16 protein-coding genes, 1 tRNA gene and 1 pseudogene are annotated in these 17387 nt (G+C 72.8%); 13 read left to right on the top strand and 5 right to left on the bottom strand.

Annotated features, from left to right (window positions below; translation table 11 throughout):
- Window positions 1-4: 4 nt before the first annotated feature.
- Both gnd and ACFW9D_RS25650 read left to right on the top strand, forming a co-directional pair.
- Complete coding sequence (gene gnd, locus ACFW9D_RS25655; RefSeq protein WP_188339843.1) at window positions 5-880, top strand: phosphogluconate dehydrogenase (NAD(+)-dependent, decarboxylating); 876 nt, start codon at window positions 5-7, stop codon at window positions 878-880.
- Window positions 881-1059: 179 nt separating this feature from the next.
- Window positions 1060-2214, top strand: a pseudogene (locus ACFW9D_RS25650) (purine-cytosine permease family protein); the annotation flags it as partial.
- A 205-nt stretch (window positions 2215-2419) separates the two neighbouring features.
- On the opposite strand, the gene ACFW9D_RS25645 reads toward ACFW9D_RS25650, so the two are convergent.
- Window positions 2420-2507: transfer RNA gene (locus ACFW9D_RS25645), tRNA-Leu, on the bottom strand.
- A 194-nt stretch (window positions 2508-2701) separates the two neighbouring features.
- Between ACFW9D_RS25645 and ACFW9D_RS25640 the strand changes: the two genes are divergently transcribed.
- From ACFW9D_RS25640 to ACFW9D_RS25630, 3 genes are all read left to right on the top strand, one after another.
- A complete protein-coding gene (locus ACFW9D_RS25640; protein ID WP_188339844.1) occupies window positions 2702-4027 on the top strand; it encodes a M20/M25/M40 family metallo-hydrolase in 1326 nt (441 codons plus the stop codon).
- 130 nt (window positions 4028-4157) lie between these two features.
- Entirely contained in the window at window positions 4158-4391 is a 234-nt protein-coding gene (chpH, locus tag ACFW9D_RS25635) for a chaplin ChpH (RefSeq protein ID WP_188339845.1), read from the top strand.
- Window positions 4392-4555: 164 nt separating this feature from the next.
- The gene (locus ACFW9D_RS25630) at window positions 4556-5281 is read left to right on the top strand and encodes a chaplin (RefSeq protein ID WP_188339846.1); all 726 of its coding nucleotides are present in this window, start codon (window positions 4556-4558) and stop codon (window positions 5279-5281) included.
- A 104-nt stretch (window positions 5282-5385) separates the two neighbouring features.
- Here the strand turns inward: ACFW9D_RS25630 and ACFW9D_RS25625 are convergent, their stop codons facing one another.
- Window positions 5386-5574: a DUF5703 family protein gene (locus ACFW9D_RS25625; RefSeq protein WP_188339847.1), complete on the bottom strand. Its 189-nt coding sequence runs from the start codon at window positions 5572-5574 to the stop codon at window positions 5386-5388.
- Window positions 5575-5621: 47 nt separating this feature from the next.
- Here ACFW9D_RS25625 and ACFW9D_RS25620 point away from each other — a divergent pair, with 47 nt between their 5' ends.
- Window positions 5622-6320 carry a hypothetical protein gene (locus ACFW9D_RS25620; protein WP_384625260.1) on the top strand — a complete coding sequence of 233 codons (699 nt, stop codon included), beginning with the start codon at window positions 5622-5624 and terminating at the stop codon, window positions 6318-6320.
- Window positions 6321-6395: 75 nt separating this feature from the next.
- On the opposite strand, the gene ACFW9D_RS25615 is transcribed toward ACFW9D_RS25620, so the two are convergent.
- Both ACFW9D_RS25615 and ACFW9D_RS25610 read right to left on the bottom strand, forming a co-directional pair.
- Window positions 6396-9044: a helix-hairpin-helix domain-containing protein gene (locus ACFW9D_RS25615; RefSeq protein ID WP_384625257.1), complete on the bottom strand. Its 2649-nt coding sequence runs from the start codon at window positions 9042-9044 to the stop codon at window positions 6396-6398.
- On the bottom strand, window positions 9041-10024 hold the full coding sequence (locus tag ACFW9D_RS25610) for an aldo/keto reductase (protein ID WP_188339850.1): 984 nt from the start codon (window positions 10022-10024) through the stop codon (window positions 9041-9043). Before ACFW9D_RS25610 ends, ACFW9D_RS25615 begins: the two co-directional genes overlap by 4 nt.
- A gap of 165 nt (window positions 10025-10189) precedes the next feature.
- Between ACFW9D_RS25610 and ACFW9D_RS25605 the strand changes: the two genes are divergently transcribed.
- Together ACFW9D_RS25605 and ACFW9D_RS25600 are read left to right on the top strand one after the other, a co-directional pair.
- Window positions 10190-11245, top strand: coding sequence for an LLM class F420-dependent oxidoreductase (locus ACFW9D_RS25605; protein ID WP_384625254.1), 1056 nt, complete (start codon window positions 10190-10192; stop codon window positions 11243-11245).
- Window positions 11246-11424: 179 nt separating this feature from the next.
- Complete coding sequence (locus tag ACFW9D_RS25600; RefSeq protein WP_384625251.1) at window positions 11425-12213, top strand: ferritin-like domain-containing protein; 789 nt, start codon at window positions 11425-11427, stop codon at window positions 12211-12213.
- Between the two features lie 21 nt (window positions 12214-12234).
- Here ACFW9D_RS25600 and corA read toward each other — a convergent pair whose 3' ends face one another.
- Window positions 12235-13236 (bottom strand): magnesium/cobalt transporter CorA, encoded by a 1002-nt coding sequence (gene corA / locus ACFW9D_RS25595; RefSeq protein ID WP_188339853.1) that lies wholly within the window; start codon window positions 13234-13236, stop codon window positions 12235-12237.
- A 61-nt stretch (window positions 13237-13297) separates the two neighbouring features.
- Between corA and ACFW9D_RS25590 the strand changes: the two genes are divergently transcribed.
- From ACFW9D_RS25590 to mshC, 5 genes are all read left to right on the top strand, one after another.
- On the top strand, window positions 13298-13984 hold the full coding sequence (locus ACFW9D_RS25590; protein ID WP_188339854.1) for a histidine phosphatase family protein: 687 nt from the start codon (window positions 13298-13300) through the stop codon (window positions 13982-13984).
- 78 nt (window positions 13985-14062) lie between these two features.
- The gene (locus ACFW9D_RS25585; RefSeq protein ID WP_188339855.1) at window positions 14063-14653 is read left to right on the top strand and encodes a DUF3090 domain-containing protein; all 591 of its coding nucleotides are present in this window, start codon (window positions 14063-14065) and stop codon (window positions 14651-14653) included.
- Window positions 14617-15465 (top strand): SCO1664 family protein, encoded by an 849-nt coding sequence (locus ACFW9D_RS25580; protein ID WP_384625248.1) that lies wholly within the window; start codon window positions 14617-14619, stop codon window positions 15463-15465. Before ACFW9D_RS25585 ends, ACFW9D_RS25580 begins: the two co-directional genes overlap by 37 nt.
- Before the next feature lie 103 nt (window positions 15466-15568).
- Window positions 15569-16000 carry an SRPBCC domain-containing protein gene (locus tag ACFW9D_RS25575; RefSeq protein ID WP_188339857.1) on the top strand — a complete coding sequence of 144 codons (432 nt, stop codon included), beginning with the start codon at window positions 15569-15571 and terminating at the stop codon, window positions 15998-16000.
- 99 nt (window positions 16001-16099) lie between these two features.
- Window positions 16100-17329, top strand: a complete 1230-nt coding sequence (mshC, locus tag ACFW9D_RS25570; RefSeq protein WP_384625244.1) for a cysteine--1-D-myo-inosityl 2-amino-2-deoxy-alpha-D-glucopyranoside ligase — start codon at window positions 16100-16102, stop codon at window positions 17327-17329.
- Window positions 17330-17387 lie beyond the last annotated feature (58 nt).

Raw genomic sequence — 17387 nt, 5'->3', positions numbered from 1 at the left:
TGACATGCAGCTCGGTCTCATCGGTCTCGGCAAGATGGGCGGCAACATGCGCGAGCGCATCCGCCGCGCCGGCCACGACGTCATCGGCTACGACCGCAACCCGGAGATCTCCGACGTCGCCTCCCTCGCCGAACTCGTCGACAAGCTCGAAGCCCCGCGCGTGGTCTGGGTGATGGTCCCCGCGGGCGCCGCCACCCAGTCCACCGTCGACGAGCTGAAGGACCTCCTGTCCGAGGGCGACCTCGTCGTCGACGGCGGCAACTCCCGCTGGACGGACGACGAGAAGCACGCCGAGGAACTGGCGGCCAAGGGCATCGGCTTCGTCGACGCGGGCGTCTCCGGCGGCGTCTGGGGCCTGGAGAACGGCTACGCCCTGATGGTCGGCGGCTCCGACGAGAACGTCGCCAAGGTCAAGCCGGTCTTCGACGCCCTCAAGCCCGAAGGCGACTTCGGCTACGTCCACGCCGGCAAGGTCGGCGCGGGCCACTTCTCCAAGATGGTCCACAACGGCATCGAGTACGCCATGATGCAGGCCTACGCCGAGGGCTGGGAGCTGCTCGAGGCCGCCGACTCGGTGACCGACGTGCGCGAGGTCTTCCGCTCCTGGCAGGAAGGCACCGTCATCCGCTCCTGGCTGCTCGACCTCGCGGTCAACGCCCTGGACGACGACGAGCACCTGGACAAGCTGCGCGGCTTCGCGGCCGACTCCGGCGAGGGCCGCTGGACCGTCGAGGCGGCCATCGACCACGCGGTGCCGCTGCCCGCGATCACGGCCTCCCTCTTCGCCCGCTTCTCGTCCCGCCAGGACGACTCCCCGCAGATGAAGATGATCGCCGCCCTGCGCAACCAGTTCGGCGGCCACGCGGTCGAGAAGAAGTAACTCCCGCCCGCTCCCCGCGCCCCGTCGGCATCACGCCGGCGGGGCGCACGGCGTTCCGGGCTGGCGCGCGGTGCCAGCGCGGCGGCCCAGCACTGGCAGCCGCTGCCAGTGTCCGGCCGGGGCCGGGCGGCGAGCATCACGGGACACCCGTACGCCGATCCACCCGAGAGGTGTCCGTGATGCACACCGACGACCCCGCCTCCGACGCCCGGGCCCGCGCCCGCCGCGCCGCCGAGGCCACCGAGGACTTCGCCGCCGACCGGCTGCCCGCGGACCAGACCCGGTCCACCCTGTCCATCACCCTCGTCCGCATGGGCTTCACCGTCTCGGCGACCGACCTCCTCTACGGCATGTCGCTCGGCCTCTTCTTCCCGTTCTGGACCGGCCTCGCGATCGCCGTCGGCTCGTCCGTCGTGGTCAGCGCGGTCTCGATCCTGTGCGGCCTGATCGGCCAGCGCGAACGGATCACCACCGCCCTCGGCCTCAAGGCCGCGTTCGGCCGAGGCGGCAGCAGGCTGCCCTCCCTGGTGATCGCCCTCCTGTCGGCGGGCTTCGTCGGCTACAGCACGGGCATCACGGCCGGCGTCCTGCCCGGCGGCAAGGACCCCTGGCTCGGCCTCCTCTACTGCGTCGTGCTCAGCGCCGTCTACACCGCCCTGTCCATCGTCGGCTTCGGCAAGGGCCTGACCTGGGTCGGCCGCATCAGCGTGCCCCTCATGCTGGTCACCGTGATCGTCGCCGTCGTCGCCGCCGTAAGGCACGCGGGCGGCCTCGGCGCCGTCGTGAACGCCGAACCGGCCCGCGCCGGCGAGGCCACCGCGCTCGCCCTGTTCGCCCTCGGGGTCAACAAGTGGATGACCGGCGCGACCGTCACCCCCGACATCACCCGCTTCGGCAGGTCCCGCGCCACCGTCTGGACCACCACCGTCGCCGAGTTCATGGTCGGCAACTTCGGCTTCAACCTGCTCGGCATCATGCTCGGACTCGGCGTCGGACAGGCCGACATGGGCGCGGCCTTCGGCGCGGTCGGCGTCGGCGCCCTCGCCACCTTCGCGATCTTCGTGCAGGGCTTCCCGCACGAGGTCAACAACATGTACGCCGCCAGCCTCGCCGGACGCACCGCGGCCGACCTGCCACGCATCACCGTCAACGTGATCTGCGGCGTCCTGGCCTGCGGCCTCGCCTACTACGGCCTGACCGCCGGCATCCTGGACGCCTTCCTCACGTACCTCGGCTACCTCGGATACGCGATCCCACTGATCCCGGGCATCCTGGTCGCCGACTACTTCCTGCTGCGGCGCGGCCGTTACGACCTCTCCGAGGCCGCCGTCGCCGCCGTCAACCACCGTGCGCTGTGGGCCTTCGCGGGCGGACTCGGCGTCAACCTGATCCTCGGACTCGGCCTCGGCGACCACCTGTGGCACGCCCTGCCGCTCACCGGCGCCCTGCTCTACGTCCTGCTCTCGCTGTCGCAACTGCGCGCGGCCCGGCGCGAGAAGGCCCAACGCAAGAAGGACCAGACGATGTCTGGTCCTTCCGTGGTGTCCGAGGGGGGACTTGAACCCCCACGCCCGATAAAGGGCACTAGCACCTCAAGCTAGCGCGTCTGCCATTCCGCCACCCGGACAAGGTGTCTGTCGCTTTCTGCGGGGTGTTTCCCGCGGCGACACAGAGAACATTACCAGGGTTTCGGAGTGCTTCGATCACACCCCCTTTCCGCAGGTGGGCCGTGTGAACGGCACGTGACGAGGGCCGCCCGCCCTTGGGCCGGGGGAGCGGGGGAGAGAGGATGAGGGGGACCACAGGGAGAGAGGAACAAGCGTGAGCGAGTCGAGCGCGGGCAGGGCCGTCTCCGGACAGGACGAGGTCGTGGACCTCTGCCGCGAACTGATCCAGATCGACACCAGCAACTACGGCGACCACTCGGGGCCGGGCGAACGCAAGGCCGCCGAGTACGTCGCCGAGAAGCTCGCCGAGGTCGGCCTCGAACCGAAGATCTTCGAGTCGCACCCCGGCCGTGCCTCCACCGTGGCCCGGATCGAGGGCGAGGACCCGTCGCGGCCCGCGCTCCTCATCCACGGCCACACCGACGTCGTCCCGGCCAACGCGGCGGACTGGACGCACCACCCGTTCTCCGGCGAGGTCGCCGACGGCTGCGTCTGGGGCCGCGGGGCCGTCGACATGAAGGACATGGACGCGATGACCCTCGCGGTCGTCCGCGACCGCCTGCGCACCGGCCGCAAGCCCCCGCGCGACATCGTCCTCGCCTTCCTCGCCGACGAGGAGGCCGGCGGCACCTGGGGCGCCCGCCATCTCGTCGACAACCACCGGGACCTCTTCGACGGGGTCACGGAGGCGATCAGCGAGGTCGGCGGCTTCTCGTTCACGGTGAACGAGCAGCGGCGGCTCTACCTGGTGCAGACCGCCGAGAAGGGCATGCACTGGATGAAGCTCACCGTGGCCGGCACCGCCGGGCACGGCTCCATGATCCACCGGGACAACGCGATCACCGAGCTGTCCGAGGCGGTCGCCCGGCTCGGCCGGCACAGGTTCCCGATCCGGGTCACCAAGACCCTGCGCCACTTCCTCGACGAGCTCGGCGACGCGTACGGCGTGGAGCTCGACCCCGAGGACATGGAGACGACCGTCGCCAAGCTCGGCGGCATCGCCAAGCTGATCGGCGCCACCTTCAGCAACACCGCCAACCCCACGCAGCTGGGCGCCGGTTACAAGGTGAACGTGATCCCCGGCGAGGCCACCGCACACGTCGACGGACGCTTCCTGCCCGGCTACGAGGACGAGTTCCTCGCCGACCTCGACCGGATCCTCGGACCGAACGTCAAGCGCGAGGACGTGCACGCGGACAAGGCCGTCGAGACCGACTTCGACGGCGCGCTCGTCGAGGCCATGAAGTCCTCGATCGCCGCCGAGGACCCGATCGGCAAGGCGATCCCGTACACGCTCTCCGGCGGCACCGACGCCAAGTCCTTCGTGGAGCTCGGCATCCGCAACTTCGGCTTCGCGCCGCTGCAGCTGCCGCCCGAGCTGGACTTCGCCGGCATGTTCCACGGCGTGGACGAGCGCGTTCCGGTGGACGGCCTGAAGTTCGGCGTCCGCGTCCTGGACCGGTTCATCGACGCCTCCTGACATTCGTCCAGGTGTACGTGACTGACCGGAACGAGTGAATGACACCGGTGGCTCGTAGCCCCAATGGCCCCTCCTCGTTACAGGGAGTGCAGTCCGCGGCTGGGACTGTCTTTGCCAACAAGGAGGAACAATGATCAAGAAGGTCGTCGCTGCTGCGGCTGCCACTGGTGGCCTCGTGCTCGCGGGTGCGGGCATCGCCGCTGCCGACGCCGGTGCTCAGGGTGCCGCCGTGAAGTCCCCCGGTGTGCTCTCGGGCAACGTCATCCAGGTGCCGGTCCACGTCCCGGTGAACCTCTGTGGCAACACCGTGAACGTGATCGGGCTGCTCAACCCCGCCTTCGGCAACACCTGCGTCAACAACTGACGTTGTTGTGCCCCACCCCTTGAGGGTCTGAGTCCGTCGGCCCCGGAGTGCGCGCCATGCGCTCCGGGGCCGATTGGGTATTCGGCACGGGACGCACGACCGCCCCCGTGCCTCTCCAGCGCCTTCCATGAGGCGTTCAGCAGAGTTCTAAGGCAGGGAAAGCTATGCGACAGGTCATGCGCAAAGGCCTGATCACCGTGGCGGCCGCGTCCGGCGCGCTCGCCGTGACGGGCGGGATCGCGTACGCCGACGCCGGTGCCACCGGCACCGCGTCCGATTCGCCCGGTGTGGCGTCCGGCAACTCCGTCCAGGCTCCGGTGCACGTCCCGGTGAACGTGTGCGGGAACACCATCGACGTCATCGGGCTGCTCAACCCGGCGGCCGGCAACAGCTGCGCCAACACCTCCGACGCCTCCGACGACGACGGGAGCGGCGACGACTCGTACGGCGGCTCCTCGTCGTCCGGCGGCGGCTCCCACGCGGGCGGGCACACCAGTGACTCGCCGGGCGTCGGCTCGGGCAACAACGTGCAGCTGCCGATCGACCTCCCGGTCAACGCGTGCGGCAACACCGTCGACGTGATCGGCATCGGCAACCCGGCCGGGGGCAACGACTGCGCGAACGGGGAGTCCACCCCGCCGCCGGTCACGCCGCCGACCGAGCCGCCGGTCACGCCGCACCACCCCGGCACGCCGGAGAAGCCTCCGGTCACCCCGCGCACCCCGGACCAGCCCAACAAGCCGGGGACGCAGACCGTCACCCCGCCCAAGGGCCAGTCCCAGCTCGCCGAGACGGGCAGCTCGCTGCCGATCGGCGCTGCGGGCGCGGCGAGCGCGGGTGCGCTGCTCGCGGGCGCGGTGCTCTACCGGAGGGCCAAGGCCGGCGTGTGACGCCGCCCACCGGGTGACCACGGAGCGGGCTCCGCAGAACGGGCCCGCTCCGTTTTTGTCTCCGCACTGGTCAGGTGCAGGTCATCGCGAGGTCGTCGTGCAGGTCACCACGTGGCCCGCACCTGGCGGATGATCCGACGGCGCAGCCGCACGCGGCGGCTCCCGTCGTGGCGCAGGATCAGTCGGTCCAACTCCCAGTGTCCGTACTCTGCATGGTCCGTCAGCAGACGCGTCGCCTCCTTGCGGGACACCCCGCGCGGCACGTACACGTCGACAAATTCGTATTCCGGCATCGCATCTATTGTGCGGGCAGCGGCCCGGTACGGATAGCGTCTGCACTATGTCTGATGCTGCGCAGCCCACCGCTGCCGAGGTACGCGCCGCCGCGGAGGCGGTCAAGGCTGCGCTCGACCGCCACCTGGCGGCTGTCGAGCGCCGGTCGGGCGAGGACGACCCGGCCGTCTACGAGGCGTTCAACGAACTCGCCGCCGCGGCCGAGGAGTACGACGAACTCCTCTACGACCGCTACGACGAGGTCACCCCCTTCGAGATCCCCGGCGGGGACGACTCGCTCCCGCCGTACACCGGACCCGAGGAACCGAACGCGCTGAGCGTGCTGATCCGGCGCGACTACGCCGTGGTGGAGCCGCAGCGGCTGCTCGCCCAGGCAGGACGGATCGCCGACCTCGACGCCGGACCCGACGCGGACGAGGGGGCCGCGGACGGGGCGGGCAGCAGTGTGCACGCCGCGCTCGGCGTGCTCTTCGGCGAGTTCGAGCCCGACGAGATCGCGTCCCGGCACAAGGAGTTCGGGCTCGACGAGGGCGACGCCACGCTCTGGGTCACGGCCGCGGACGAGCCGGCCGAGCCGGGGGAGTGGCTGGAGGCCCCCTTCGAGGACGCCGATCCGCAGCGGGTCGTCTGCCGCTTCGACGTCAGCTCGGTGTTCGACGACGAGCTCGACGACGAACTCGCCGGGGAGCGCCCCCCGCGCCCCCGCCCGGCCACGGACGGGCCCCTGGAGGACGCCGGCCGCTGACGGACCCGGACAGTACACCGCCCCCGCCCCGGACGACCGGGTGCGGGGGCGGCGTGCCGTCCGGCCGCGACGGGCTCAGGACGCCGGGATCTGGCCCCGGACCAGGGTCTGCAGGCGGGTGGTGCGGGGCTTCGCCGGGAGCTCCGCCACGGCGCGCGGCAGCGCCGCATCCGCCCCGTGCACCACGGACAGGTGCCGCTCGCCGCGGCCGAACGCCGTGTAGACCCACGGGCGCGTCAGCCCCTGCGTCGCGTCCCCGGGCAGCACCACCACGGCCGCCGGCCAGCGCAGGCCCACGGCCTGGTGCCCGGTGACCGCCCAGCCGTGCCGCACGGCCTGCTCCACGCGGTCCTTCGGTACGAGCACGGGCTCACCGTCGCAGTCCAGGCGCAGGCCCTCCGCGTCCGCGCCCAGCACCCGCCCCGGGCGGATCCGGCCCGGCGCGGGCACGTGCACCACCCGGTCCCCGGGGTCGAAGCCGCCGAAGCGGCCGGGGCCCGGGTTGAGCCGCTCCTTCAGCGCCGCGTTCAACGCCCGCGTCCCCGCCGCGCCGCCGTGGCCGACCGTGATCACCTGCGTCTGCTCGGCGGGCACCCCGATCGCGCGCGGCACCGAGTCCGCGACGAGCTGCACGGTACGGTGGATCGCCTCCGCCGCGTCCCGCACCGGGACGATCACGACCTCCTTGCCGGGCGCCTCCACCGCGTTCAGCTCACCGATGCCGATGCCCGAGACCAGCTCGCCGATCGGGCCGAAGTCGGGGGTGCGGGAGGCGATGCGCGGGCAGACGGCGGCCGCGAGCAGGTCCGCGAAGACCCGGCCCGGGCCCGTCGACCACAGCGTGCCGGGGTCGCCGCTGAGCAGCAGCCCCGCCCCGTCGGGCAGCTGCTCCACGAGGAGCGCCGCGCCGTCCACGTCCAGCTGCGGGGCGTCGAGCACCACCAGCAGGTCCAGGGCCAGCGCGCCGTCCGCGTCCCGGCCGGGGCCCTCCGCGTGCGCGACGAGCCCGGCGACCGTGGCGGTCACCTCGCGCGGGGCGTCCGGGCCGAGCAGCTCGGCGGCTCTGCGGCGGCCGTCCGCGCTGTGCGCCGCGACGCAGACCCGCAGGCCGAGCCCGGCCGCCGCCTTCGCCACCGCGACCGGCTCGGCGCGGGCCGCCTCGCCGCCCGTGTGCAGCACCAGGCGGTGGGCGGCGACCGCGCGGAGCAGCTCCGCAGTCGAGCCCTTCGCCCGGGTCGCGGCCTCCTCCCAACCGGCCGGGGGCGTCGCGTCCTTCGCGCCCGCGTTGACCAGTCGGGCCAGGCCGTCCGCGAGGCTCTCCTCCGCCATCGCGTACCGCTCCAGGCCGACCAGGATCCGGACCGGGCGCTCGCCCTCCTCCTCGGCCTGCTCGGGCGCGGCCGCCTGTGCCGGGGGCTCGTCCAGCGGGTCCTGGAGGACGAGCGCGTCGCCCTCCGCGACCGCGCTCTGCACCGCCGCCTCGGGGTCGGTCACCGCGTACTTGCCGAGCGCCTCGGCGAGCACCGGCAGGTCCAGGGCGGTGTGTCCCGCGAGGGCCGCCTGCTCCAGCAGCCAGACCGCGACCGCGCAGCCGCGCCGCTCGTCGTCCGGGCCGCACTCGGCGCCGAGCAGCGCCCGCGCGAAGCCGTCGGCCTGCTCGGGCCGCACCCCGGGGACGCGCAGCAGCTGCCAGGGATCCTCGCGCAGCCGCTCCTCGGCGCCCTCGCCCAGAGCGCCGGCGGCCGCCGCGGCGAGCGACTCGGGCGCCCCGCCCTCGCCGAGCACGGCCCGTACGGCGGCCACGGCCTCCGCGCCGGGACCGGCCACCGCGCGGGCCGGGCCGGGAACGCCGGGCCGCGGCCCCTGCTCCGGCGCGGAGGTGGCCGCAGGGCGCGCTTCGGGCGTGCGCGCGGGCTCGGGCGCCGGTGCCGGTGCGGGTGCGGTGAACACGGAGGAGGCGGGCTTGCCGCCGCTCTCCACGGCCCGCACGGCCGCGAGCAGGTCGGCCGCGGTGCCGCTCAGCTTGGCCCCCGCGTCGATGGGCCCTTCCTTGGAGGCCTTCCGCTGAGCGATCCGCTCCCGGAACTCCCGCTGGGCCGCGAGCTCGGCCTCGGCCTCGGAGACCTGGGCCCCTTCACCGGTCGCCGCGTCCCCCGGAGCCTGCCCGTCGCCGTCGCCGTCGCCGTCGCCGTCGCCGTCGGATTCGGAGCCGTCGGCCGTCTCGGCGCGCGCGTCGGCCGGGGCGTCCTCCGTGCTCCCGGCCGCGGAGCCATGCGGAGCGTCCTGCTCGGCGCCCTCGTGCTCAGCCGCCTGCCCCGCGGCCACCTCGGCCCGCGCGTCGGCCTGTTCGCCGTCCGTGCTCCCGGACGCGGCGCCGCCGCGCTGCTCCTGGTCGCCGCCCTCCGGCTCCGCCGCCTGCTGTCCGGCCGTGCGAGCATCCTCGTCGTCCCGGCCGTCGGCCGCACCGCTCGCGGCGGGGTCGCTTCCGCCGTCCTGGTCCGCGGCCGTGCCCTCCGACGGCTCCGCGTCCGCCTCGGCCCCGTCCGTCGCCCGGTTGTCGGGCTCAGGGAAGTGGGTGTCCTCGCCGCCGACCTGGCCCCCGGGCTCGCCCTCGGACGCCTGCGCGGCGTCGTCGGGGCCGGGGGCCTGTCCCGCCGCGCTCTCCTGCGCGGTGTCGGGGGTCGGTGCCGGGCCGGTCTCCTCGGCGGCGGACTCCGTACTCACAACGTGCTCCAGTCCTGATCGGGATAGCGGTGCACGGGCGCCGACACGTCGTCGAGCGCCTGGCAGATCTCGTCAGGAAGACTAAGCGTCTCCACTGACAACGCGGCCGTGAGCTGCTGGGCGTTGCGCGCGCCGACGATCGGGGCGGTCACTCCGGGCCGGTCCCTGATCCAGGCGAGCGCCACCTGCAGCGGCGTCGTGGCGAGCCCGTCGGCGGCTATGGACACCGCGTCCACGATGTGCCGGGCCGTCTCGTCGAGGTACGGGGCGACGAACGGCGCCATGTGGTCCGAGCCGCCGCGCGAGTCCGCGGGCGTGCCCGTGCGGTACTTGCCGGTGAGGACACCGCGCCCCAGCGGCGAGGACGGCAGCAGCCCGATGCCGAGGTCGAGCGCGGCGGGCAGCACCTCCCGCTCCACGCCGCGCTGCAGCAGCGAGTACTCCATCTGCGTACTGGCGATCCGGGTGCGGGTCCCGGGCGCCGCGAGCTGCCAGGTGGCCGCCTTGGCGAGCTGCCAGCCGCAGAAGTTGGACACCCCCGCGTACCGGGCCCGCCCGCTGGCGACGGCGATGTCGAGCGCCTGGAGCGTCTCGTCGAGCGGCGTGCCCGGATCGTAGGCGTGGACCTGCCACAGGTCCACGTGGTCCGTGCCGAGGCGGGCCAGGGAGGCGTCGAGCGCGGCGAGCAGATGGCCGCGCGAGCCGTCGAAGCGCCGGTCGGGATCGGGCACGCTGCCCGCCTTCGTGGAGATCACCAGGTCCTGGCGCGGCACCAGCCCCTCGATCAGCCGCCCGAGCAGGTACTCCGACTCCCCGTCCCCGTACACGTCGGCCGTGTCGACCAGGCTGCCGCCCGCCTCCCAGAAGGTCTTCAACAGGTCGGCGGCGTCGTGCTCGTCGGTGTCCCGGCCCCAGGTGAGGGTGCCGAGTCCGATCCGGGACACGCGCAGGCCGGTGCGGCCGAGATGCCTCTGCTCCATGGGCGCTGAGATTACTGGCCCCGGCTCAGGATCGGGGCCCCTGTGGACGACTGCGCGGCGGCCGGGCGCGCTAGGGTGCCCGACCAGGGGCGTTACCGATGGGTAAGCCCCTGGACCGTAGGGCTTTGGCACGACCGTCGGCACGGCGTTAAGGAGATGTGGTCAATGAAGCTCGGCATCAACCTCGGCTACTGGGGCCTGGGCATGGACACCGACAACCTCACCGTCGCGAAGGAGGCCGACAAGCTCGGCTACGCGGTCTGCTGGGCGGCCGAGGCGTACGGCTCCGACACCGTGACCGTGCTGTCGTACGTGGCCGCGCAGACCGAGCGGATCGACGTCGGCTCCGCGATCATGCAGATCCCCGCCCGCCAGCCCACGATGACCGCGATGACGGCCGCCACCCTCGACTCGCTGTCCGGCGGCCGCTTCCGCCTCGGTCTCGGTGTCTCCGGGCCGCAGGTCTCCGAGGGCTGGTACGGCGTCAAGTTCGACAAGCCGCTGGCCCGCACGCGCGAGTACGTCGACATCGTCCGCAAGGCGATGAGCCGCGAGCGCGTCTCCTACGAGGGCGAGCACTGGACCCTGCCGCTGCCCGAGGGCCCGGGCAAGTCCCTCAAGCTGACCGTGCACCCGCAGCGCGAGCACATCCCGCTCTACATCGCCGCGATCGGCCCGAAGAACCTGGAGCAGACCGGCGAGATCGCCGACGGCGCCCTGCTGATCTTCCCGGCCGCCGAGCACATCGAGGACACCGCGATCCGTCACCTGCGCGCGGGCCGCGAGAAGGCCGGCAAGACGATGGAGGGCTTCGACGTCTGCCCGACCGTGCCGATCGCCGTCGGCGACGACAAGGACGTCTCCTCGCTCGCCGACCTGCTGCGCCCCTACACCGCCCTGTACGTGGGCGGCATGGGCAGCCGCAAGCAGAACTTCTACAACCAGCTCGCCTGCCGCATGGGCTACGAGAAGGAGGCCGCCGAGGTCCAGGAGAAGTACCTGTCCGGCGACAAGGAGGGCGCCGCCGCGGCGATCCCGCAGCAGCTCATCGACTCCACGACCCTGCTCGGCTCCGTCGACCGGATCGCCGACCGGATGCGCGCCTACGCGGAGGCCGGGGTCACCACGCTCACGCTGTCCCCGGCCGGCTTCTCGCTGGACGAGCGCCTCGCCTCGCTGCGCGCGGGCACGGAGGCGCTGGAGCGCGCCGGTCTGGCGTAGTTCCCGGGGGAGAGGTCTGCGGCCGTGGTGGGGGCTCGGGGTGTCTTCCCCGCCACGGCCGTCACGGGGAACAACGCGCCGGGGCCCGTTCGGTCACGCGCCGGGCGGACTCCGAGTCGCGGGACGCGCCGAGGCGCGAAATCCTGTGCACAGGCAGGGAGCGGCAGGGAGGTATCACGATGCTGTCGGCCAAGAGTCTGTTCCAGGAGATCCTCGACGACGACGAGTCGTTCCGGTTGTTCTGTTCCATCGCGGCCAGCGGGGAGTCCCAGGGCGGCTGGGAGAACGGCAGGATCGCGGCGCTCGTCCCGGCGAGCGAGCGCGACCTCGCCCCCAAGGTCGCCCGGCACGGCGCGGACGAGGACAAGCACGGGCGCATCTTCAACGCGCTCATGAAGAAGCGCGGCCTGCAACCGGTCCCCGTACCGGAGGAGGCCGACTACACGATGCTCCTCGAGCGGCACGGCATCGGGCTCGCCCACGAGCAGCTCAAGCGCGACGAGCCGCTGTCCGTGCAGGACATCGTCACGTACCTCGCGCACAGCCGGGTCACCGAACAGCGCGCCTCCGAGCAGATGGAGCTGCTGCGCAAGCACTTCTCCGACCATCCGGACATCGGCCGCGCGGTGAAGATGATCTCCAATGACGAGGACAACCACCTCGCCTACTGCCATGAGGAACTGCTGCGCTTCGCCTACGCGGGGCACGGCCGCACCATCCAGCGCATCCTGCGCGAGTGCGCCCTCGCGGAGATCGCCGTCTACCGGGACGTCAGCCTCGCCGTCATGGACCACATGGGCCGCATCCTGGGCTGGTCGAAGGCCAAGTCGGCCGTGCTCGCCGCCGGTATCCACGCCGTGTACGCGTACGAACGCCTCGGCGGCTGGCGGCGGATGGTCTCCCTGGAGATGCCCGAGCGGCGTGACGCGCTGGGCGGCCCGGCGACCACCTCCGTCGAGTTCGCCTGACCCCGGGCCGGGGGCGGCGCGTCAGAGCCAGCCGCGCCGCTTGAACTGCCGGTACAGGAGCACTTCGAGGACCGCCATCACCACGATGACCGCCGGGTACGTCCACACCCAGTGCAGCTCGGGCATGTGGTCGAAGTTCATGCCGTAGATCCCGGCGATCATCGTGGGCACGGCGGCCATCGCCGCCCACGCCGAGATCTTGCGCATGTCGTCGTTCTGCCGGACGCTCATCTGCGCCAGGTGGGCCGACAGGATGTCCGACACCAGCCGGTCCAGGCCGTCCACCGACTCGTTGACCCGGGTCAGGTGGTCGTTCACGTCCCGGAAGAAGGGCTGCGCGTCCGCGCTGACGAACGGGACGCCCGCGGTGCCCCAAGGCCCCACGCCCGACAGGCGCGCCATCGGCATCGCCAGCGGGCCGGTCGCGCGCCGGAACTCCAGGATCTGCCGCTTGAAGGTGTAGATCCGCGCCGCCGTGTCCCGGGAGCCGCCACCGTCCGGCGAGAAGACCTCCGCCTCCAGCTCCTCCAGGTCCGTCTGCAACTCGGCCGCGACCTCCAGATAGTGGTCCACCGTCGCGTCGGCGATCGAGTACAGGACCGCCGTCGGGCCGTGCGCCAGGAACTCCGGATCGTCCTCCAGCCGCTTGCGCACCGCCTTCAGGGGCGCGCCCTCGCCGTGCCGCACCGTCACCACGAACGAGTCGCCGAGGAAGATCATCAGCTCGCCCGTGGACACCCTGTCGCTGCGCGCCTCGTAGACGACCGGCTTGAGGACGACGAACAGCGAGTCGTCGTACACCTCCAGCTTCGGCCGCTGATGCGCCTTGAGGGCGTCCTCGACGGCCAGCGGATGCAGTCTGAACTCGTGGCTGACCCGGTCGAACTCCTCCGTGGAGGCCTCATGCAGTCCGATCCAGACGAACGCGTGGCCCGAGGCCCGCGCCTCGTCCAGCGCGACGGCGAAGTCCGCGGGCCGCTCGATACGGCGCCCGTCCCGGTAGATGGCGCAGTCGACGATCATGCGGAGAATTCTTCCCAGACCGGGGCGGGCCCGCACTTCCACACGGCCTAGGGTGGCGCGTATGCCCACGCTGATTCTCGTCCGGCACGGACGCTCGACCGCCAACACCGCGGGTCTGCTCGCCGGGTGGACCCCCGGCGTGGCCCTCGACGAGCGCGGGGCCGCGCAGGCCGCCGCGCTGCCCGCGCGCCTCGCGGAGCTGCCCCTCGCCGAGGTCGTCAGCAGCCCGCTGCAGCGCTGCCGGGAGACCGTCGCGCCGCTGCTCGCCGCCCGCCCCGGGCTGAGCGTGCACACCGACGACCGGATCGGCGAGTGCGACTACGGCGACTGGTCGGGCCGCAAGCTCGCCGAGCTCGCCGACGAGCCGCTCATGCAGGTCGTGCAGCAGCACCCGACCGCCGCCGCGTTCCCCGGCGGCGAGTCCATGCGCCACATGCAGCACCGCGCCGCCGAGGCGGTGCGCGAGTGGAACGCGCGCGTGGAGGCCGAGCACGGCCCCGACGCCGTGTACCTGATGTGCTCGCACGGAGACATCATCAAGTCCCTCGTCGCGGACGCCCTCGGGCTGCACCTCGACCTCTTCCAGCGCATCTCCGTGGAGCCCTGCTCCGTCACGGCGATCCGCTACACCCGGCTGCGCCCCTTCCTCGTACGCCTCGGCGACACCGGGGACTTCGCCTCGCTCGCCCCGCGCGAGCAGCCGCAGGGGCCGGATGCGCCCGTGGGCGGTGGCGCGGGCGCACCGTGATCGTCGCCCGCAGTAGGGTGAAGCAGCCGCCGGCACAAGTCGGTTCCCAGATCCCCCGATCCCCATGGAGAGCAGGACGTGTCCCGTCAGGTGTTCCTCTACGACCCTCCGGAGCGTTTCGTGGCCGGCACGGTCGGACTCCCCGGGCGCCGCACCTTCTTCCTGCAGGCCTCGGCAGGCACGCGCGTCACGAGCGTGGCGCTGGAGAAGACCCAGGTCGCCGCGCTCGCGGAACGCATGGACGAGCTGCTCGACGAGGTCGTGCGGCGCAGCGGGGGCAACGCCCCGGTGCCCGCCGTGGCGCCCTCCGAGATCGCGGACACCGCCCCGCTGGACTCCCCGGTGGAGGAGGAGTTCCGCGTCGGCACGATGGCGCTCGCCTGGGACGGTGACGAGCAGCGCATGATCGTCGAGGCGCAGGCGCTCGTGGAGCTGGACGCCGAGTCCGAGGAGGACCTCGCCGAGGCCGAGGAGAGGCTTCTCCAGGACGAGGAGAACGGGCCGCCGATGCTCCGCGTCCGTCTGACCGGCACGCAGGCCCGCGCGTTCGCCAAGCGCGCCCTGGACGTCGTGAACGCGGGCCGCCCGCCGTGCCCCCTGTGCAGCCTGCCGCTCGACCCGGAGGGACACGTATGTCCGCGCCAGAACGGATACCGGCGCGGAGCGTGAGCGCCCCCGCCGACCTCTCCGCCCTCGACCTCCTGACCCGCGGCGAGCTCGAGGTCCGCGGCCGGATCCGCGAGGCGTCGAACGCGGTGCTGCTGTGCACCGTCACGCACGAGGGCCGCGAGGCCGCCTGCGTCTACAAGCCGGTGCGCGGCGAGCGCCCCCTGTGGGACTTCCCCGACGGCACGCTCGCCCAGCGCGAGGTCGCCGCCTACGAGGTCTCCGAGGCGCTCGGCTGGGGCCTGGTGCCGCCGACCGTGCTGCGCGACGGACCGTACGGCGAGGGCATGTGCCAGCTGTGGATCGACGGCCCGGAGGATCCCGAGGAGGCCGGCCGGCTGCTCGCGCTCGTCGACGGCGAGGAGCCGGGCGAGGGCTGGAAGGCGATCGGCTTCGCGGAGGTCGGCGAGGGCCGCACCGCGCTGCTCGTGCACGCCGACGACCCGCGCCTGCGCCGCCTCGCGGTGCTCGACGCGGTGATCAACAACGGCGACCGCAAGGGCGGCCACCTGCTGCTCGACGCCACGGGCCGGCTCTACGGCATCGACCACGGCGTCACCTTCCACGCCGAGGACAAGCTGCGCACCCTGCTGTGGGGCTGGGCGGGCGAGCCGCTCACCGAGGAGGCGACGGCCGCCCTGGAGCGCCTGCGTGACCGTCTGGGCGCGGGGGAGCCGCTGGCCGACCGGCTCGGCGCCCTGATCACCGCCGCGGAGCTCGACGCCGTACGGGAACGGGTGGCGGAGCTGCTCAGGACCGGACGGCACCGTGAGCCGGGCGGCGACTGGCCCGCGATCCCGTGGCCGCCCGTCTGACGTACGCGTGAGCGTGCTGCTGACAGGCGGCCGTCCGGCCTGCCGACCTGCGGGCTCGCGGGGTCCGGGAGCGGGCGGCGGCGGGGCGGGCTACGTTCGGGGCATGACCAAGCTGATTGTCGAGGACCGGATCGAGCGTCCGGCCAAGGACGTCTTCGAGGCCATCGTGAGCCCGGAGAGCCTGTCGAGCTTCTTCACCGCCGAGGCGTCCGCCGCGATGGTGCCCGGCACCACCGTGACGTGGCGCTTCGGCCATGTCGACGCCACGTTCGACGTCGAGATCGGCGACATCGAGGCGGACCGCCTCATCACCTGGCGCTGGCCGGGCGAGGTGACGATCCGGCTCGCGCAGGAGGACGGCGCGACAAGAATCACCATCACCGAGGACCGGATGGGCGAGGGCTCCGAGGGCGCCGCGCGCGCCGTCGGGCAGACCCAGGGCTGGACGTACTTCGTGTGCGCCCTGCGGGCCTGGCTGGTTCACGGGATCCGTCATTTCGGGCTGAGCGACGCGATCCGCGCCGCTCTCGTCTGAACCGATAGCCGAGGGACGGGATGCGCGCAAGAGGGCCTTGTCGGCCATCACACCGATCCGGTTCGTATGCGGAAGCACCGTCCGGTTAGGCTTCAGGACATGCATGCCTGGCCCGCTTCTGAGGTCCCCGCCCTGCCTGGTAAGGGCCGCGACCTGAGGATCCACGACACCGCGACCGGTGGGCTCGTCACCCTCGACCCCGGTCCCGTCGCCCGTATCTACGTCTGCGGCATCACGCCGTACGACGCGACCCACATGGGTCACGCGGCGACCTACAACGCGTTCGACCTCGTGCAGCGCGTGTGGCTCGACACCAAGCGGCAGGTCCACTACGTCCAGAACGTCACGGACGTCGACGACCCCCTGCTGGAGCGGGCCGTGCGCGACGGCATCGACTGGGAGGGCCTCGCCGAGCGCGAGACCGCCCTGTTCCGCGAGGACATGACCGCCCTGCGGATGCTCCCGCCGCAGCACTACATAGGCGCCGTCGAGGCGATACCCGGCATCGTGCCGCTCGTCGAGCGGCTCCGTGACGCGGGCGCCGCCTACGAGCTCGACGGCGACATCTACTTCTCCGTCGAGGCCGACCCGCACTTCGGGTCCGTCTCGAACCTGGACGCGGCCGCCATGCGGCTGCTGTCCGCCGAGCGGGGCGGCGACCCGGACCGTCCGGGCAAGAAGAACCCGCTCGACCCGATGCTGTGGATGGCCGCCCGCGAGGGCGAGCCCAGCTGGGACGGCGGCTCGCTCGGCGCGGGGCGCCCCGGCTGGCACATCGAGTGCGTGGCCATCGCCCTCGACCACCTCGGCATGGGCTTCGACGTCCAGGGCGGCGGATCCGACCTGGCCTTCCCGCACCACGAGATGGGCGCCTCGCACGCCCAGGTGCTCACCGGCGAGTTCCCGATGGCCAAGGCGTACGTGCACGCCGGCATGGTCGCGCTCGACGGCGAGAAGATGTCCAAGTCCCGGGGCAACCTGGTCTTCGTCTCCAAGCTGCGCCGCGACGGCGTCGACCCGGCCGCGATCCGGCTGGCGCTCCTGGCCCACCACTACCGGGCCGACTGGGAGTGGACCGACAAGGTCCTGACCGACGCGCTGGAGCGGCTCGACCGGTGGCGCGCCGCGGTGTCCCGTCCCGACGGGCCCGCCGCCGAGGCGCTGGTCGACGAGATCCGCGAGGCGCTGTCGAACGACCTGGACGCCCCCGCGGCGCTCGCGGCGGTCGACCGCTGGGTCGAGCGCCAGGTCTCCGACGGTGGGTCGGACGAAGGGGCGCCCGGTGTGGTGTCCCGTGCGGTCGACGCCCTGCTCGGGGTTGCGCTGTAGTACGTACTCGGTGAACAGCCCCTCCGGCAGGAGGAGGTGCGGTCACGGGGCTCCGCCC

The sequence above is a fragment of the Streptomyces sp. NPDC059524 genome (genome assembly GCF_042749255.1).
GTDB lineage: Bacteria > Actinomycetota > Actinomycetes > Streptomycetales > Streptomycetaceae > Streptomyces > Streptomyces xanthii.
The sequence above is the reverse complement of the archived record's forward strand: the minus strand, read 5'-3'. Positions and strand labels throughout refer to the sequence as shown.

Bases quoted from the DNA above. Each gene is read 5' to 3' on its own strand.
- mshC (WP_384625244.1), top strand. From the start codon at position 16,100: ATGCATGCCTGGCCCGCTTCTGAGGTCCCCGCCCTGCCTGGTAAGGGC.
- ACFW9D_RS25590 (WP_188339854.1), top strand. From the start codon at position 13,298: ATGCCCACGCTGATTCTCGTCCGGCACGGACGCTCGACCGCCAACACC.
- ACFW9D_RS25610 (WP_188339850.1), bottom strand. From the start codon at position 10,024: ATGGAGCAGAGGCATCTCGGCCGCACCGGCCTGCGCGTGTCCCGGATC.
- ACFW9D_RS25605 (WP_384625254.1), top strand. From the start codon at position 10,190: ATGAAGCTCGGCATCAACCTCGGCTACTGGGGCCTGGGCATGGACACC.
- ACFW9D_RS25630 (WP_188339846.1), top strand. From the start codon at position 4,556: ATGCGACAGGTCATGCGCAAAGGCCTGATCACCGTGGCGGCCGCGTCC.
- ACFW9D_RS25620 (WP_384625260.1), top strand. From the start codon at position 5,622: ATGTCTGATGCTGCGCAGCCCACCGCTGCCGAGGTACGCGCCGCCGCG.
- ACFW9D_RS25580 (WP_384625248.1), top strand. From the start codon at position 14,617: ATGTCCGCGCCAGAACGGATACCGGCGCGGAGCGTGAGCGCCCCCGCC.
- ACFW9D_RS25575 (WP_188339857.1), top strand. From the start codon at position 15,569: ATGACCAAGCTGATTGTCGAGGACCGGATCGAGCGTCCGGCCAAGGAC.
- ACFW9D_RS25600 (WP_384625251.1), top strand. From the start codon at position 11,425: ATGCTGTCGGCCAAGAGTCTGTTCCAGGAGATCCTCGACGACGACGAG.
- ACFW9D_RS25625 (WP_188339847.1), bottom strand. From the start codon at position 5,574: ATGCCGGAATACGAATTTGTCGACGTGTACGTGCCGCGCGGGGTGTCC.
- chpH (WP_188339845.1), top strand. From the start codon at position 4,158: ATGATCAAGAAGGTCGTCGCTGCTGCGGCTGCCACTGGTGGCCTCGTG.
- gnd (WP_188339843.1), top strand. From the start codon at position 5: ATGCAGCTCGGTCTCATCGGTCTCGGCAAGATGGGCGGCAACATGCGC.
- corA (WP_188339853.1), bottom strand. From the start codon at position 13,236: ATGATCGTCGACTGCGCCATCTACCGGGACGGGCGCCGTATCGAGCGG.